The organism is Micromonospora arida, assembly GCF_003857035.1.
GTDB classification, from domain to species: Bacteria; Actinomycetota; Actinomycetes; order Mycobacteriales; family Micromonosporaceae; genus Micromonospora; species Micromonospora arida.
Genome location: NZ_QGSY01000282.1, coordinates 27,457 through 41,800 on the forward strand (window position 1 = coordinate 27,457; position 14,344 = coordinate 41,800).

Genomic DNA, 14,344 nt, shown 5'->3' on the forward strand with positions numbered 1-14,344 from the left:
GAGAGAACGGCCGTTCGGTAAGCGAACACCTCCGGGCCCTTCATGAGCGGAAGTCCGCCCGGTCACCCCGGGACCAGCCCACCGGCCCCCACGCTCCGAGGAGGACCGCCATGACACTGCTGGACGTCACGACCTGGCAGGGCACCCTGCACAGCGACGGCTGGGTGGAACCGGCCGGCGGCACGGCACCGGTGCGATCCCCCGCCACCGGCGAGGAGATCGGCCGGGTCGGCGTGGCGAACGCCGAGGACGTGACGCGCGCCTGCGCTCGTGCCGCTGCCGCTCAGCGCGCCTGGGCCGCCACCGGCTACGCCGAGCGGGCCGCGGTGCTGCGCCGGGCCGGGCAGCTGTTCGAGCAGCACGCCGCCGAAATCGGCGACTGGATCGTGCGGGAGTCCGGGTCCATCCCACCCAAGGCCGGCGTCGAGACCGACACTGCGGCGCAGGAATGCTACGAGGCGGCGGCGCTGGCCTCGCACCCGCTCGGCGAGATCGTCCCGAGCGCGCAACCGCGGCTCAGCCTGGCTCGCCGGTTGCCCGTCGGCGTCGTCGGGGTCATCGCGCCGTTCAACTTCCCGCTCATCCTGGCCACCCGTTCCGTCGCCCCGGCCCTGGCGCTGGGCAACGCCGTGGTGCTCAAGCCCGATCCGCGCACGGCGGTCTGCGGCGGTGTCTCGATCGCCCGAGTCTTCGAGGAGGCCGGCCTGCCCGACGGGCTGCTGCACGTCCTTCCCGGCGGGGTCGAGGTCGGGGAGGCGCTGGTGGCCGACCCGAACGTACGGGTGATCAGCTTCACCGGGTCGACCGCTGCCGGCCGCAAGGTCGGCGAGGCGGCAGCACGCCACCTCAAACGCGCACACCTCGAACTCGGTGGCAACTCGGCGCTGATCGTGCTCGACGACGCAGACCTGGACCTCGCGGTCTCCGCTGGCGCCTGGGGGTCGTTCCTGCACCAGGGCCAGATCTGCATGACCACCGGCCGCCACCTGGTGCACGAGAGTCTGTCCGAGCGGTACGTCGAGCGGCTGGCGGAGAAGGCGAACCACCTGCCGGTCGGCGACCCGGCGAAGGAGCAGGTGGCGCTCGGGCCGATCATCGACGAGCGCCAGCGCGACAAGGTCCACGCACTGGTCACGGCGAGCGTCGACGCGGGTGCCCGACTGGCGGCCGGGGGCACGTACGAGGGGCTGTTTTATCGGCCGACGGTGCTCACCGACGTCACCCCCGCGACCCCGGCGTACGCCCAGGAGGTCTTCGGCCCGGTCGCGCCGGTGATCACCTTCGCCGACCAGGACGAGGCCGTGCAGTTGGCGCGGCAGACCGAGTACGGCCTGTCGTTGGGCATCCTGGGCCGCGACGTGATGAGGGCGATGGCCATCGCCGACCGGATCCCCAGCGGGATCGTGCACATCAACGATCAGACAGTGAGCGACGAGGCGGTGGCGCCGTTCGGTGGGGTGGGGGCGTCCGGCACCGGCTCCCGGTTCGGTGGGGCCGCGGCGAACGTCGAGGCGTTCACCGAGACCCAGTGGCTCACCGTGCAGGGCGCCATCACGCGGTACCCGTTCTGACGCCGGGAGGAGAGGAGCATGTCGGGAATGCGTACCCAGGTCGGCATCGTCGGCGCCGGGCCGGCGGGGCTCATGCTGTCGCACCTGCTGCACCTGCGCGGAATCGAGTCGGTGGTGCTGGAGAGCCGCAGCCGCGACCACGTCGAGCACCGGCTCCGGGCCGGGGTCCTCGAACAGGGCTCGGTCGACCTGCTCTGCCGCAGCGGCGTCGGTGAGCGGCTGCGACGGGAGGGGCTGCGCCACGAGGGCATCGAGCTGCGCTTCGCCGGGGAGTCACACCGGGTGCCGATGGCGGATCTGACCGGGCGGGCGATCACCGTCTACGGGCAGCAGGAGGTGGTCAAGGACCTGATCGCCGCCCGACTCGCGGCCGGTGGCTCGATCCTCTTCGAGGCCGACGCGGTCGGCCTGGACGGTCTCGACTCGGACTCGCCGGTCGTCCACTTTCGACACGACGGGCGGGACGAGGAGCTGCACTGCGATTTCGTGGCCGGCTGCGACGGGTTCCATGGAGTGAGCCGCGGCGCGGTGCCCGAGGGGGTGCTGACCACCTACGAGCGGGCGTACCCCTTTGCCTGGTTGGGCGTCCTCGCCGCCGCGGCGCCGGCAGTGGACGAACTCATCTACGCCAACCACGAACGGGGCTTCGCCCTCTACAGCATGCGTTCCCCCGAGATCTCTCGGCTGTACCTACAGGTCGCGCCGGACGAGGACATCGCCGCGTGGCCGGACGAGCGGATCTGGGCGGAGCTGCGTGCCCGGTTGGAGACGGTGCCGGGATGGTCGCTCAACGAGGGGCCGATCCTGGAGAAGTCCATCACCGGAATGCGCAGCTTCGTGGTCGAGCCGATGCGGTGGGAGCGGTTGTTCCTGGCCGGGGACGCCGTGCACATCGTCCCACCCACCGGCGCGAAGGGCATGAACCTTGCCCTCGCCGACGTCGCGCTGCTCGGGGACGCGTTCGCCGCGTGGTACGACGGGGGCCGCACCGATCTGCTGGATGCCTACTCGGCCACGGCGTTGCGCCGGGTCTGGCGGGCCCAGCACTTCTCCTGGTGGATGACCTCGATGCTGCACCGGCTGGAGCGCGACGACCCGTACGAGACGAAGCTGCAGACCGCCACGCTGAGGTACGTCGCCACCTCCGAGGCGTACGCCAGGAGCCTGTCCGAGAACTACGTGGGCCTGCCCGAGGTCTGAGCGCGAGCCGGTGCGACGCCTCCACAGCAGAGCGTTGTTCAACTTATTCATGACGGGCGTCAGAAATTATTGACTTTCAATGCCGGGGTGACTGACCATGGCCAACACAGCGGCGTGCGCCCCCACGCAGCGGTAGTTCACCTGCAGATCCGAGGCATCCGCCGACTTCCGACGCACCCACCACCCGCCCAGGAAGGGCCTCGTCAATGAAGAAGGTCATGGCTCTCGGGCTGATCGCCGCTACCGCGATCGCCCTCACCGGATGTACCGACTCCGACGCGTCCAAACAGTCCGACCAGCCCTCGGACGACCTGCGCAAGGTCCGGGTCGCGGCGCTGCCCATCACCGAGACCGCCGCGCTCTGGGGCGGCGTCAAGGCAGGCATCTTCGCCGAGCGCGGGCTCCAGGTCGAGGTACTGCCCGCCCAGGGCGGCGCGCAGGCCATTCCAGCACTCATGAACGGCGACATCGACTTCGCGATCGGCCAGCCCTTCGGCCCGTTCCGGGCCGACCTGCGGGATCTCGGCGTCGTCATCATCGGCAACTACGCCTCCTCGTACGCCGACGGCGACGACATCAACGCCGTTGTCGCCTCGGCGAAATCCGGCATCAAACGACCGGCCGACCTCGCCGGCAAACGGGTCTCGGTCAACAGCCTGGGCGCGGCCGGCGACGTGACGATCATGGCGGCGGTCGAGAAGGACGGCGGTGACCCGTCGACAATCAAGTTCGTCGAGGTCGCCTTCCCGGACGCCCCGGCCCAACTCGAATCCAGCAACATCGACGCCGCCTGGGTGCCGGAGCCCTTCGTCACCCAACTGAAGACCCGCGGCGACACCTTCATCGTCGCGCCCTACCAGGCGGTGGTGCCCGGCCTGACCACGCTCACCACCATCACCACCAAGGAACGCACCGAGAAGGACGCCAAGCTGGTCGAGGACTTCACCGCAGCGATGAAGAAGACGCTGGAGTGGGCCAAGGACCCCGCCAACGAGGCATCCCTGCGCCAGGCCATCAAGGACAACCTGGAGCTGCCGCCACCGGTGGCCGAGTCGGTGCGGCTGCCGGCCTTCGGTTGGGAGGTCGACCGGTCGAGCCTGCAGACGCTCGCCGAGCTCGCGCAGAAGTACAAGGTTCTCGACAAGCAACCCAACTTCGATCGTCTCATCCAGCAGCAGTAGCTGGCGCGTCCCCGCCCTCCCCGACCCCCGGATCGGGGAGGGCCTCGCCGCCCGCCTGACGACGGGAGTGACATGCGAGTGTTCCCCACCCGACGCCTGCGCGCGTTGCGCAAAGCGATGCTGGGTGTCGTCGGCCTGACCGGGTTCCTCGTCGTCTGGCAGCTGATCCCGACACTGGGCCTGATCAACCCGCTGTATCTGCCGTACGTGACGGACGTGCTGGCGCGGCTGTTCGAGCAGCTCGTCGACCTCGCGTTCTGGCGGCGGCTGGGCAGCACCATGACGTCCTGGGCGATCGGCCTGACGGTGGCGACGGTCGCCGCCGTCATCCTCGGCACGGTCGTCGGGCTGGTGCCGTTCCTTCGGCGCGCGACCCACACCATGGTCGAGTTCCTGCGACCGATCCCATCGGTCGCCCTCATCCCGCTCGCCGTGCTGATGTTCGGCATCCAGCGGCAGGCCGCCCTCGTCATCATCATCTACGCGTCGTTCTGGCAGGTGTTCGTGCAGGTGATCTACGGTGTCGCCGACGTCGACGCGGTGGCGCGCGACACCGCCCGCAGTTTCGGTCTGACCCGGCGGGAACAGCTGTCGCACCTCGTCCTGCCCACCACCCTGCCGTACCTCATGACGGGCCTGCGCCTCGCGGCGGCGGTGGCGCTCATCCTCGCCATCACCGCGGAGATGGTGATCGGTAACCCCGGCCTCGGGCGCATGATCGAGCTTTCCCGGTCCGCCGGAGACGCCGCCGGCCTGTACGCGCTGGTCGTGGTCACCGGCCTGCTCGGGCTCATGGTGAACATCGTCTTCCGGTTCATCGAGCGTCGGGTGCTGTCGTGGCACCAGTCGGTACGAGGAGAGGAGCCGTTGTGACCGCGTACACCGGGCGGATCGCCACCACGACACGCAGCCGGACGGTCGGATCCCGGATCGCGGCGAGCGTGCTCTACCCGTTGGGGTTGCCGACGCTGCTGCTGGTGCTCTGGGGTCTGGTGGCGACGAGGTCGACGAATCGGTTCTTCCCCGACCCGTTGACGATCGCCGAGGCTTTCAGGGAGACCTGGATCGGCCCGGCGTTCGTCGAGGACGTGCTGCCCAGCCTCGCCCGCCTCGGCCTCGGTGTCGCGGCGTCGATCGTGCTCGGCATCGCCGCCGGCACCGTCATCGGCCTGACCCGCTGGTTGCGCGAACTCCTCGAACCGCTGCTGGAGTTCCTCCGGGCCATCCCGCCACCGGTGCTGATTCCGGTGGCGATGCTCCTGCTCGGGATCACCGACACCATGAAGATCGTCGTGATCGTCTCCGGCGCGATCTGGCCGATCCTGCTGAACACGATCGAGGGTGTCCGGGGGACGGACAGCGTCATGACGGAGACCGCGGAATCATTTCAGGTCACCTGGTGGGAGCGGCTCTGGTTCCTCGTGCTCCCGGCCGCCAGCCCACGGATCATGGCCGGGGTCCGGCAGGCCCTCTCGGTAGCGCTGATCCTGATGGTCATCTCCGAGATGTTCGCCTCCTCCTCCGGCCTCGGCTACCGGATCGCCTACTTCCAGCGCAACTACCTGATCGCCGAGATGTGGAGTGGCATCCTCCTCCTCGGTCTCGTCGGCGTCTTCCTCGCCGTAGCTTTCGGTCTCGTCGAACGGCGTGTTCTGCGCTGGTACCACGGAATCAGGGAGGTCAACCGTGCCTGATCGGAGCACGCTGCTGCGGGTGGAGCACCTGCGGAAGGTCTACGAGTCGGCGACCGGCACCGTCGAGGCGATCGGGGACATCAGCTTCACCATGGACGCCGGTGAGCTCGTCTGCATCGTCGGGCCGTCCGGTTGTGGCAAGACCACCCTGCTGAAGTGCCTCGCCGGCCTGCTGCGGCCCACCAGCGGCGTGGTCGAGATGGACGGCTCGCCGGTGACCGGGCCCAGCCCGGCCATGGCCGTCGTGTTCCAGGAGTACGGTCGCAGCCTCTACCCCTGGCTGACGGTGCGCGGGAACGTCGAGCTGCCACTGCGGCACAAGAAGCTCACCCGCGCGGCCCGGGACAAGCTGGTCGTCGACGCTCTTGAGGCGGTGGGGCTCGCGCACGCCGCGCGAAGCCACCCGTGGCAGCTGTCTGGGGGGATGCAACAGAGGGTGGCGATCGCGCGGGCGATCGCCTACCAGCCCGACGTCCTGATCATGGACGAACCGTTCGCCGCCGTCGACGCGCAGACCCGGGCCGACCTGGAGGACCTGGTCCGCGAACTGCACGCCAGCCGCACCATCTCGGTTGTCTTCGTCACCCACGACATCGACGAGTCGGTCTATCTCGGTCAGCGGGTTCTAGTATTGTCCACGTCGCCGACCTGGGTCCAGGAGGACCTCGCGATCGACCTGCCGCCGGAGCGCGATCAGATCACGACCCGCGCTCTGCCCCGTTTCACGGAATTGCGGACGCACGTCTACGACCAGATCCAGCGGGCCAAGCGCGGGCAGGCTGTGGCCCCGCGATCCGCGCGGTGATCGGCGGCCAGGCCAACGAGTTCGCCGAAGGGAAGCGCTGTGGGTAGTCGTCAGCCGAAGCAGTTGTTGCTCGCCTTCTTCGGCGAACACGTCGTCGACGCCGCCACCGGACCCATCCGGGCAAGCGCTCTGATCAACGTGCTGGAAGGCGCGGACGTCGCCGCGCCGGCCACCCGCGCGACCCTCGACCGTCTCGTGCACAGCGGCATCCTCGCCCGCAGCAGGAACGGCCGGGAGACGCTGTTCTCACTGACCGAGCACGGGTCCGCGGTGCTGCGCGAGGCGACGTACCGCGTTCGCGGGCCACGGCCGTTCGACCCACAGGGCAGCGGGTGGACCCTGGTCACCTTCTCGATCCCGGAGGGCCAGCGGATGCTGCGGCACCGGCTGCGTTCCACCCTCACCTGGGAGGGCTTCGCGCCGCTCCGGGACGGGCTCTGGCTGGCGCCCGGCGAGGTCGACCTCGCCGGGTCGTTGGAGCGGCTGCGGCAGGACCTCGCACCCAACACCGTGGTCGCCTTCCACGCCCGCGAACTCGCCGGCTTCCCGATCGGCGAGAGCGTGCGCGCGGCCTGGGACATCGAGGCGATCCGACGCGCGCACCTCGCCTTCATCGAGGTGTGGGACGACCCGTCCGCGCTGGCGATGGCGCCGAGCGCCCTCACCGTACGAACCATGCTCGTGGCGGACTGGCTCGCGCTGCTGCGCGCCGACCCGAGGCTGCCGGCCGAGTTCATGGACGCGGAGTGGCCCGCCGCGAGATCGGTGCGGACCTACCGCCGAATGCACGACAAGCTGGCCGAGGCGTCCGCGGCGGAATTCGCCGAACTCGTCGCGGCCCGGCCCGCGACTAGGCGCCGAACCGGGTCCGCAGATCGGCCTTCCGCACCTTCCCCGACGCCGTCCGCGGCAGCTCGTCCACGATGACGACGTTCTTCGGGAGCTTGTAGCGCGCAATCCTGCCGTCCAGGCGGGCCCGAACGGTGGCGGTGTCCACCGACGCCCCCTCCCGTACGGTCACGATCGCCCACGGCACCTCCCCCCAACGCTCGTCCGGCACGCCGATGACCGCCGCCGAGGTCACCCCGTCGACCTCGGTGAGCAGCTGCTCGAGTTCGAGCGGGTAGATGTTCTCGCCCCCCGAAATGATCATGTCCTTGAGGCGGCCGGAGATGTAGAGGTAGCCGTCGGCGTCCAGGTGGCCGAGGTCGCCGGAGCGGAACCACCCGTCGGCCGTGAACGCCTCGGCGGTCGCCTCCGGCAACTCGTGGTAGCCGGGGAAGACGTTGGGACCGGCCACCTCGATCTCACCGACAGCGCCGGCGGGCAGCACGGCACCGGCCGCATCGGTGATCCGCACGTCGGTGAAGAAGTGCGGCAGACCGACACTGCCCTGCTTGACGCGGGTCATCGTGGGCGGCAGCGCGGTGGCGCCCGGCGCGGCCTCGGTCATTCCGTAACCCTGGGAGAACGACAGGCCCCGCGCCTCGTACGCGTTGAGGATGCGGGCCGGCACCGCCGAACCTCCGCAGGTGAGCTTCGTCAACGTCGAGAGGTCGGTCGACGCCCAGGCGGGGTGGTCGGCCAGCAGCTGGTAGGTGGTTGGCACACCGCTGAGCATGGTGACCCCGTGCCGCTCGATCTGCGCGAGCGCGCGGCCCGGCTCGAAGCCCCTCTCGATGACCATCGTGGCGCCCTTGAGGATGACGGGCAGGGCGCCCATCCCGAGCGAGGCGACGTGGAACAGCGGCGAGATCATGAGGGCGACGTCGGTGGAGACGACGTCGTAGTCGACCACACAGTTGAGCGCCACCCAGGTGAGGTTGCCGTGGGTCAGCACCGCACCCTTGGCCCGGCCGGTCGTGCCCGAGGTGTAGACGATCGCGGCCGGATCCTCGTGGGCGGTGTCGGCGTGGTCGATGAACGGGGTGGCGGCGACCCGGGCCAGGTGGGCCAGCCCGGGCCGGTCCACGCTGCCCGCACCGTTGACGATGATGTACGGGGTCTGGGCGGTCGCCGCGGCGGAGGCCACCGGCACCGCGAAGTCCGGGTCGTGGATCAACACCCGCGCGGCACAGTCGGCGAGGACGTAGCCGATCTCGGGTGCGGCGAGTCGGGTGTTGACCGGCACGAAGACCGCCCCTACCTGCGCCGCCCCGAACATCACCTGGAGGAGTTCGGGGCTGTTCTCGCCCAGGTAGGCGACGGAGTCGCCGTTGCCGACGCCCCGCTCGCGCAGCACCGCCGAGATCCGGTCCGCGGCGTCGGCGAACTGGCGGTACGTCATGGGCGACCGGTCGCCGTGGATGATCGCGATCTGGTCCGGGGACTTGAGCCGGCGCTTGGCCAGCCAGGCGCCAATTCCGTGCTGGTGCATCATCATTCTCCTGGGGTGGAGGTGGTGTGCTCGCCCGGCTCGACGGATGCCCCCGGGATCAGGCGTAGAAGCGGTACAGCCCGCGCGCGACGACCGCCGGCTTGGTCCCGCCCTCGATCTCGACCGTCTGGTCGACGGCGAGCTGGTAGCCGCCGCGGACCTCGACGACCTCGACGACGGTGGCCCGCATCCGCACCCGCGCCCCGACCACGACCGGCGCGGGGAAACGCACCTTGTCGAGGCCGTAGTTCACCTTCGTGGTCACGCCCTTGACCTCGAGCAGCTCGGTCCAGAAGGGAACCGCCAGGGAGAGGGTGAGGAAGCCGTGCGCGATCGGTGCGCCGAACGGGCCGGTCCTCGCCCGTTCCGGGTCGACGTGGATCCACTGGTGGTCGTCCGTGGCGTCCGCGAACAGGTCCACCTGGTCCTGGGTGACCGTGCGGTACCCGGTGTAGCCGAGATCGGTGCCGGCGAGGTCGCCGAGCCGGTCGTAGGTGATGGTCGTCGTCATGGCGTTTCCTCTCGTCGTCACCGGGCCAGGCCCAGCAGTCGGGCCGCGTTGTCCTTCAGGATGCCCGGGAGCACGTCCGGCCTGAGGTCGGTCGCCTGCACGTCGCGAAGCCACCGGTCCGGGGTGAGCATCGGGTAGTCGGTGCCGAAGAGCACCCGTCGCTTCAGCAGCGAGTTCGCGTAGCGCACCAGCTCGGGCGGGAAGTACTTCGGGCTCCAGCCGGACAGGTCGATCCAGGTGTTGTGCTTGTGCGTGGCCACCGACAACGCCTCGTCCTGCCAGGGCACCGACGGGTGGGCCATGATGATCTGGAGGTCGGGGAAGTCGGCCGCGATCGGGTCGAGCAGGATCGGGTTCGACCGGCCAAGGCGCAGGCCGTAGCCGCCTGGCGTACCCGCGCCGATGCCGGTCTGCCCGGTGTGGAAGAGCGCCGGGACGCCGGCCTGCTCCAGTAGGCCCCACAGCGGCGCGTACTCGTCGTGGCTGGGGTCGAAGCCCTGCACAGTGGGGTGGAACTTGAAGCCGCGAACGCCCTCCTCCCGGATCAACCGATCGGCGAGTTCGAGGGCCGCTCCCCCGGTGCGCGGATCGACCGACCCGAACGGGATGAGCACGTCGGCGTGCTCGGCCGCCGCGCGGGCGATGGCGACGCTCGACAGTGGCTGGTGCTTCAGTTGAGTGCGCGCGTCCACGGTGAAGACGACCGCCGCCATGTGCCGCTCGCGGTAGTACCGCGCCACCGCCTCGACGGCGGGCCGTGGGCCGTCCGTCTTGAAGTACGCCGACGCCGCCGCCACGAGTGGTTCGGGCAGTGAGGTGTGACCGTGGTCGTCGACCTCGATGTGCACGTGCATGTCGATCGCCGTGACGTCGTCGAGGTCGATCGCGGGCTGGTACATGGGGCCAACCTCCGTCGGCGGGTCTGTTCGGGCCGGTCAGGACGGCGCGGGCTCGAACTCCTCGGGGAGTTCCGGGAAGCGTTCGCCGACACTCTGCGCGGCACCGGCGAACGTCGTCGGCCAGGCCTCCAGCAGCGCGTCGTACGTCCAGCCGCCCTCGCGGTGCGCGGTCAGCGCCGCCTCCGGGTGGGTCCAGATCTGCAGGCGGTCCCCGCCGACACCGATCACCTGCCCGGTCACCGAGGCCGCCGCGTCGGAGCCGAGGAACGCGACGAGCCCGGCTACGTCGTCCGCCGTGCCGAATCCCAGCTCATGTCGGAAGAACGCGGGCATCGGCTCGCCGTTCGCCTCGGCCCGCACCGCCGCCGCGAAGTAGGGAACGGTGGCGGTCATCGCGGTCGCGGCGACCGGGACGACGGTGTTGGCGGTGATGCCGGCCCGCTTCAGCTCCAGTGCCCAGGTCCGGACCATGCCGACAATGCCCGCCTTGGCGGCCGCGTAGTTGGTCTGGCCGAAGTTGCCCCGCTGCCCGGTGGGTGACCCGACGCAGATGATCCGCCCGCCCTCGCCGGCCTGCCGCATGTGTTGCACCGCCTCGCGCACGGTGGTGAACGTGCCACGCAGGTGCACGTTGATGACGGTGTCGAAGTCGTCGTCGCTCATCTTCCACAGCACCGTGTCGCGCAGCACGCCGGCGTTGGTGACGAGGATGTCCAGCCGTCCGAAGTGCTCGACCGCCGTGCTGACGAGTTCCTTCGCGGTCTCAGTCGGGCCGACCGGTGCGACCACCGCGACGGCCCGACCGCCGGACGTCTCGATCGTCGCCACGGTGTCGGCGGTGGCCTCGGCGTCGACGTCGTTGACCACGACCGAGGCGCCCCGCCGCGCCAACTCCTGCGCGTAGGCGAGGCCGAGACCCCGCCCGGCCCCGGTGACGATGGCGACTTTGCCGTCCAGTGACATGAGTGCTCCCTTTCGTCGATGCCGATCTGCGCACGAAGGTGGGGAGTAACACGCGCACCGGCAACGTAATGCAGAATTTGACCGGGCGTCAACGATTTGCAGTCTGTCTACATCAGACGGCAGGGCGGGTGGAGTTGTTCAGCGCCCGGGAGACCACCCGGCCGGCGGCCTGGACCAGCGGCGCCAACGCCACCGGGTCCGCCCGGTCGTGGGCGACCACCAGCGAGATCGCCGCCACCACACCCTCTGGTACGCGGATCGGCGCGGCCACCGAGAGGGCGTCCATCGTGACCTGACGGTCGCTGACCGCGTACCCGGCCCGGCGTACCTCGGCGAGGCAGCGACGCAGCCGCTTCGGGTCGGTGATGGTCAGTTCGGTGTACCGCTCCAGCGGCGCGGCCAGCACCTGCTCCTGGACCTCGGCGGGCGCGTGAGCGAGCAGGACCAGCCCGACGCCGGTGGCGTGCAGCGCGAAGCGACCCCCCACCCGGGTGAGCACGGGCACCGCGTGTCGCCCGGCGATCCGTTCGATGAAGACGAGTTCGAGATCCTGCCGGACGGCGAGCTGAACGTTCTCGTGGGTCACCTCGTACAGGTCCTCCATCACCGGCAGGGCCAGCTCCCGCAGCCCCAGGCCCCTGGGGGCGAGCGAGCCCACCTCCCACAGCCGCAGACCGATCCGGTACCGCCCGTCGTCGCCGCGTTCCAGTGCCCCCCACGCGACCAGCTCCGCGGCCCGCCGGTACACGGTGGGCAGTGGCATCCCGGTGCGACGCGCCAACTCGCTCAGGGTCAACGCCGGGGTGGCCGGGCTGAACGCGTCGAGCAACGCCAGCACTTTGCTCGTCACCGACCGTCCCGGTTCTGCGCGCACCCCGTCATCATCCCCGCCCACGCCGGGCGCTCACAGCTCCAGCACGAGTCGGGGCGTACGGGCCCGGGAGACGCAGATCATCATGGTGTCCCCGACGGCCCGCTCCTCGGCGGTGAGCAGGCTGTCGCGATGCTCCGGCACACCGGCGAGCACCGGCGTCTCGCAGGTGCCGCAAGTGCCCTCCCGGCAGGACGAGAGGACGTGGACTCCGGCCTCCTCCACCGCTCGCAGGATCGGCGTGCCCGGCGGCACGGTCACCGTCCGCTGCGAGAGCGCGAGTTCGACCTCGATTGTCGTCTCCGGCGCGCCGGTGTCGCCCCGGGCGGTGAAACGCTCGACGTGCAGGCAGCCGGGTGGCCAGCCGCGGCAGTGCTCCTCGACCGCGGTGATCAATGGTTCCGGGCCGCAGCAGTAGACGAGCCCGGTGCCGGGCCGGCCCAGCAACCCGGCCAGGTCGAGCAGCCCGGTCTCGTCCTGCGGGTGCAGGCTCACCCGGTCGCCGTACTTCTCCCGCAGGGCGGTGGCGAAGGCCATGGTGGCGCGGCTGCGTCCGCCGTACACCAGCCGCCAGTCGGCGCCCGCGGCGTCGGCCGCGGCGACCATCGGTACGACGGGGGTGATACCGATGCCGCCGGCAATGAAGAGGTAGCGGCGTGCCGCGACCAGCGGGAAGGTGTTGCGGGGTCCGCTCACCCGGACGGTCGAGCCGACGGTGAGCCGCTCGTGCGCCAGCCGGGAGCCGCCGCGCCCGTTCGGTTCGCGCTGCACCGCGATCCGCAGGACGGACCGCTCCGCCGGGTCACCGCAGAGGGAGTACTGACGGGCCAGCCCGACGCCCAACTCCAGGTCGATGTGCGCGCCCGGCGCCCACTCGGGCAGGTCACCGCCGTCCGCACGACAGAGGCGTATCGCCACCACCTCGGCCGCCACCTGATCGCGGCCGGCGACCATCAGCTCGACACCGGTCAGCACGTCCGCCGTCACTCGCGCATCGCCAGCCGCCTCGGCGGTCCGGGCACCGGCACGGCCGCACCCTGGTGGCCCTGCGGGTGGCCGAGCAGCCACTCCCACAACTCGACCGGTTCCTCGGTGCGGCGCTCGGCCCCGCAGTGGCAGATCCCGCGCAGGGTGTCGGTGCCCGGCACCCAGTGGATCCGGTAGACCCGGTCCCCGGTGCGGGAGCCTGCCCGAGGCCTCATCGCGCCGCTCCCACCGTCCCCGACCCGACCATCCGCGCCAGCAGCCGCCGGGCGGCCAGGCCACCGGTGTCGATGTTGATGCTCAGCTCCTGATACCTGTCCGGCTCGGTCGCGATCACCTGCTCCAGGATGTTGAGCGCGGTCACGTCCTGCATGACGACTGTGTGATTGCTGTGGTGGAGGTATTCGCTGACCGACTCGTCGTCGATCGCGAAGTCGCGCGCCACCGCCCAGAAGTCATAGGTGGTGTGCTCCGTCGACGGGGTGATGGCGTACACGATCTCGGCGTGGAACGCTTCGCGGTCCTCGCCCTCCGCGGGCGGGTAGACACCCTGCGGGGCGATCCGGCTGTGCAGCAGGTAGAGGCAGGGCGGGTGGTACTCGATGTCCTGCCACCGGGTGATCCGGCCCTGGATGCCGGTGGAGCGCGCGTAGAACGGGGGGCACTCGGCGTCGTCCATGTGCCGACTGACGTAGACGATCCCCCGGTCCTCGTCCACTTCGGTGGTGATCGGGGTGTTCGCCACCTCCGGCGTGCCGATGTAACCGCCGTGCAGATAGGTCTCGTGGGACAGGTCCAGGAGGTTGTCGACCAGCAGGCCGTACCGTGCGTTCAGTGGCGCCATGCCCCGCACCACCGCGTAGCGCGGATCGGCCAGCCACGGTGCGCGGGGGATCGCAGCCGGGTCGGCCCGGTCCAGGTCACCGATCCAGACCCAGATGAAGGAGTCCTGTTCGACCACCGGGAACGAGACCACCCGCGCGGTGCGCGGGATGCGCTGTTGACCGGGTACGAAGACGCAGGCGCCGGTCGGATCGTAGGTGAAGCCGTGGTAGCCGCAGACGATCGTGTCGCCGTCGAGGCGGCTCTCCGACAGCGGGAAGCGCCGGTGTACGCACCGGTCGGCGAGCGCCACCGCCTGCCCGGCACCGGTGCGGTACAGCACCAGCGGCTCACCGAGCACCGTCCGGGCGAGCAGGTTTCGCCCCACCTCACTGCCGTAGGCGGCCACATACCACTGGTTTCGCGCGAATGTCATGCGACCGGACCTCCATGCCGACGGACGTCG

General features: G+C 70.4%; 15 protein-coding genes. 7 read left to right on the forward strand and 8 right to left on the reverse strand.

The features are described 5' to 3' along the window. The first annotated feature begins 110 nt into the window (after positions 1-110). The 7 genes from DLJ58_RS28595 to DLJ58_RS28625 all read left to right on the forward strand — a co-directional run bounded on the left by DLJ58_RS28595 (position 111) and on the right by DLJ58_RS28625 (position 7,378). A complete protein-coding gene (locus DLJ58_RS28595) occupies positions 111-1,571 on the forward strand; it encodes a benzaldehyde dehydrogenase (RefSeq protein ID WP_124860929.1) in 1,461 nt (486 codons plus the stop codon). A gap of 18 nt (positions 1,572-1,589) precedes the next feature. Further along, the gene (locus DLJ58_RS28600; protein WP_244219169.1) at positions 1,590-2,771 is read left to right on the forward strand and encodes a 4-hydroxybenzoate 3-monooxygenase; all 1,182 of its coding nucleotides are present in this window, start codon (positions 1,590-1,592) and stop codon (positions 2,769-2,771) included. Positions 2,772-2,977: 206 nt separating this feature from the next. After that, the gene (locus DLJ58_RS28605; RefSeq protein WP_124860931.1) at positions 2,978-3,952 is read left to right on the forward strand and encodes an ABC transporter substrate-binding protein; all 975 of its coding nucleotides are present in this window, start codon (positions 2,978-2,980) and stop codon (positions 3,950-3,952) included. 72 nt (positions 3,953-4,024) lie between these two features. After that, a complete protein-coding gene (locus DLJ58_RS28610; RefSeq protein WP_244219170.1) occupies positions 4,025-4,825 on the forward strand; it encodes an ABC transporter permease in 801 nt (266 codons plus the stop codon). Continuing rightward, positions 4,822-5,646 (forward strand): ABC transporter permease, encoded by an 825-nt coding sequence (locus tag DLJ58_RS28615; protein WP_124860933.1) that lies wholly within the window; start codon positions 4,822-4,824, stop codon positions 5,644-5,646. The genes DLJ58_RS28610 and DLJ58_RS28615 overlap by 4 nt, the downstream gene beginning before the upstream one ends. Beyond that, complete coding sequence (locus DLJ58_RS28620) at positions 5,639-6,451, forward strand: ABC transporter ATP-binding protein (RefSeq protein ID WP_124860935.1); 813 nt, start codon at positions 5,639-5,641, stop codon at positions 6,449-6,451. The genes DLJ58_RS28615 and DLJ58_RS28620 overlap by 8 nt, the downstream gene beginning before the upstream one ends. A gap of 39 nt (positions 6,452-6,490) precedes the next feature. Beyond that, complete coding sequence (locus tag DLJ58_RS28625) at positions 6,491-7,378, forward strand: PaaX family transcriptional regulator (protein WP_124860937.1); 888 nt, start codon at positions 6,491-6,493, stop codon at positions 7,376-7,378. On the opposite strand, the gene DLJ58_RS28630 is transcribed toward DLJ58_RS28625, so the two are convergent. The 8 genes from DLJ58_RS28630 to DLJ58_RS28665 form a co-directional block, all read right to left on the reverse strand. Next, complete coding sequence (locus DLJ58_RS28630) at positions 7,302-8,828, reverse strand: acyl-CoA synthetase (RefSeq protein ID WP_167493749.1); 1,527 nt, start codon at positions 8,826-8,828, stop codon at positions 7,302-7,304. The genes DLJ58_RS28625 and DLJ58_RS28630 overlap by 77 nt on opposite strands. A gap of 58 nt (positions 8,829-8,886) precedes the next feature. After that, a complete protein-coding gene (locus DLJ58_RS28635) occupies positions 8,887-9,339 on the reverse strand; it encodes a MaoC family dehydratase (RefSeq protein ID WP_124860941.1) in 453 nt (150 codons plus the stop codon). A gap of 17 nt (positions 9,340-9,356) precedes the next feature. Beyond that, entirely contained in the window at positions 9,357-10,238 is an 882-nt protein-coding gene (locus DLJ58_RS28640) for an amidohydrolase family protein (protein ID WP_124860943.1), read from the reverse strand. 36 nt (positions 10,239-10,274) lie between these two features. Then, positions 10,275-11,201, reverse strand: coding sequence for an SDR family oxidoreductase (locus DLJ58_RS28645; RefSeq protein ID WP_124860945.1), 927 nt, complete (start codon positions 11,199-11,201; stop codon positions 10,275-10,277). A 112-nt stretch (positions 11,202-11,313) separates the two neighbouring features. After that, positions 11,314-12,051, reverse strand: a complete 738-nt coding sequence (locus DLJ58_RS28650) for an IclR family transcriptional regulator (protein WP_244219171.1) — start codon at positions 12,049-12,051, stop codon at positions 11,314-11,316. A gap of 54 nt (positions 12,052-12,105) precedes the next feature. Continuing rightward, on the reverse strand, positions 12,106-13,059 hold the full coding sequence (locus tag DLJ58_RS28655; RefSeq protein WP_124860949.1) for a PDR/VanB family oxidoreductase: 954 nt from the start codon (positions 13,057-13,059) through the stop codon (positions 12,106-12,108). Next, positions 13,056-13,274, reverse strand: a complete 219-nt coding sequence (locus DLJ58_RS28660) for a hypothetical protein (protein ID WP_124860951.1) — start codon at positions 13,272-13,274, stop codon at positions 13,056-13,058. Before DLJ58_RS28660 ends, DLJ58_RS28655 begins: the two co-directional genes overlap by 4 nt. Beyond that, positions 13,271-14,314: an aromatic ring-hydroxylating dioxygenase subunit alpha gene (locus DLJ58_RS28665; RefSeq protein ID WP_124860953.1), complete on the reverse strand. Its 1,044-nt coding sequence runs from the start codon at positions 14,312-14,314 to the stop codon at positions 13,271-13,273. Before DLJ58_RS28665 ends, DLJ58_RS28660 begins: the two co-directional genes overlap by 4 nt. Positions 14,315-14,344: the final 30 nt, after the last annotated feature.

Excerpts from the sequence above, each read along its gene's own strand:
- DLJ58_RS28640 (WP_124860943.1), bottom strand. The coding sequence starts at position 10,238 with ATGTACCAGCCCGCGATCGACCTCGACGACGTCACGGCGATCGACATG.
- DLJ58_RS28630 (WP_167493749.1), bottom strand. The coding sequence starts at position 8,828 with ATGCACCAGCACGGAATTGGCGCCTGGCTGGCCAAGCGCCGGCTCAAG.
- DLJ58_RS28660 (WP_124860951.1), bottom strand. The coding sequence starts at position 13,274 with ATGAGGCCTCGGGCAGGCTCCCGCACCGGGGACCGGGTCTACCGGATC.
- DLJ58_RS28605 (WP_124860931.1), top strand. The coding sequence starts at position 2,978 with ATGAAGAAGGTCATGGCTCTCGGGCTGATCGCCGCTACCGCGATCGCC.
- DLJ58_RS28595 (WP_124860929.1), top strand. The coding sequence starts at position 111 with ATGACACTGCTGGACGTCACGACCTGGCAGGGCACCCTGCACAGCGAC.
- DLJ58_RS28635 (WP_124860941.1), bottom strand. The coding sequence starts at position 9,339 with ATGACGACGACCATCACCTACGACCGGCTCGGCGACCTCGCCGGCACC.
- DLJ58_RS28610 (WP_244219170.1), top strand. The coding sequence starts at position 4,025 with ATGCGAGTGTTCCCCACCCGACGCCTGCGCGCGTTGCGCAAAGCGATG.
- DLJ58_RS28600 (WP_244219169.1), top strand. The coding sequence starts at position 1,590 with ATGTCGGGAATGCGTACCCAGGTCGGCATCGTCGGCGCCGGGCCGGCG.
- DLJ58_RS28645 (WP_124860945.1), bottom strand. The coding sequence starts at position 11,201 with ATGTCACTGGACGGCAAAGTCGCCATCGTCACCGGGGCCGGGCGGGGT.
- DLJ58_RS28665 (WP_124860953.1), bottom strand. The coding sequence starts at position 14,314 with ATGACATTCGCGCGAAACCAGTGGTATGTGGCCGCCTACGGCAGTGAG.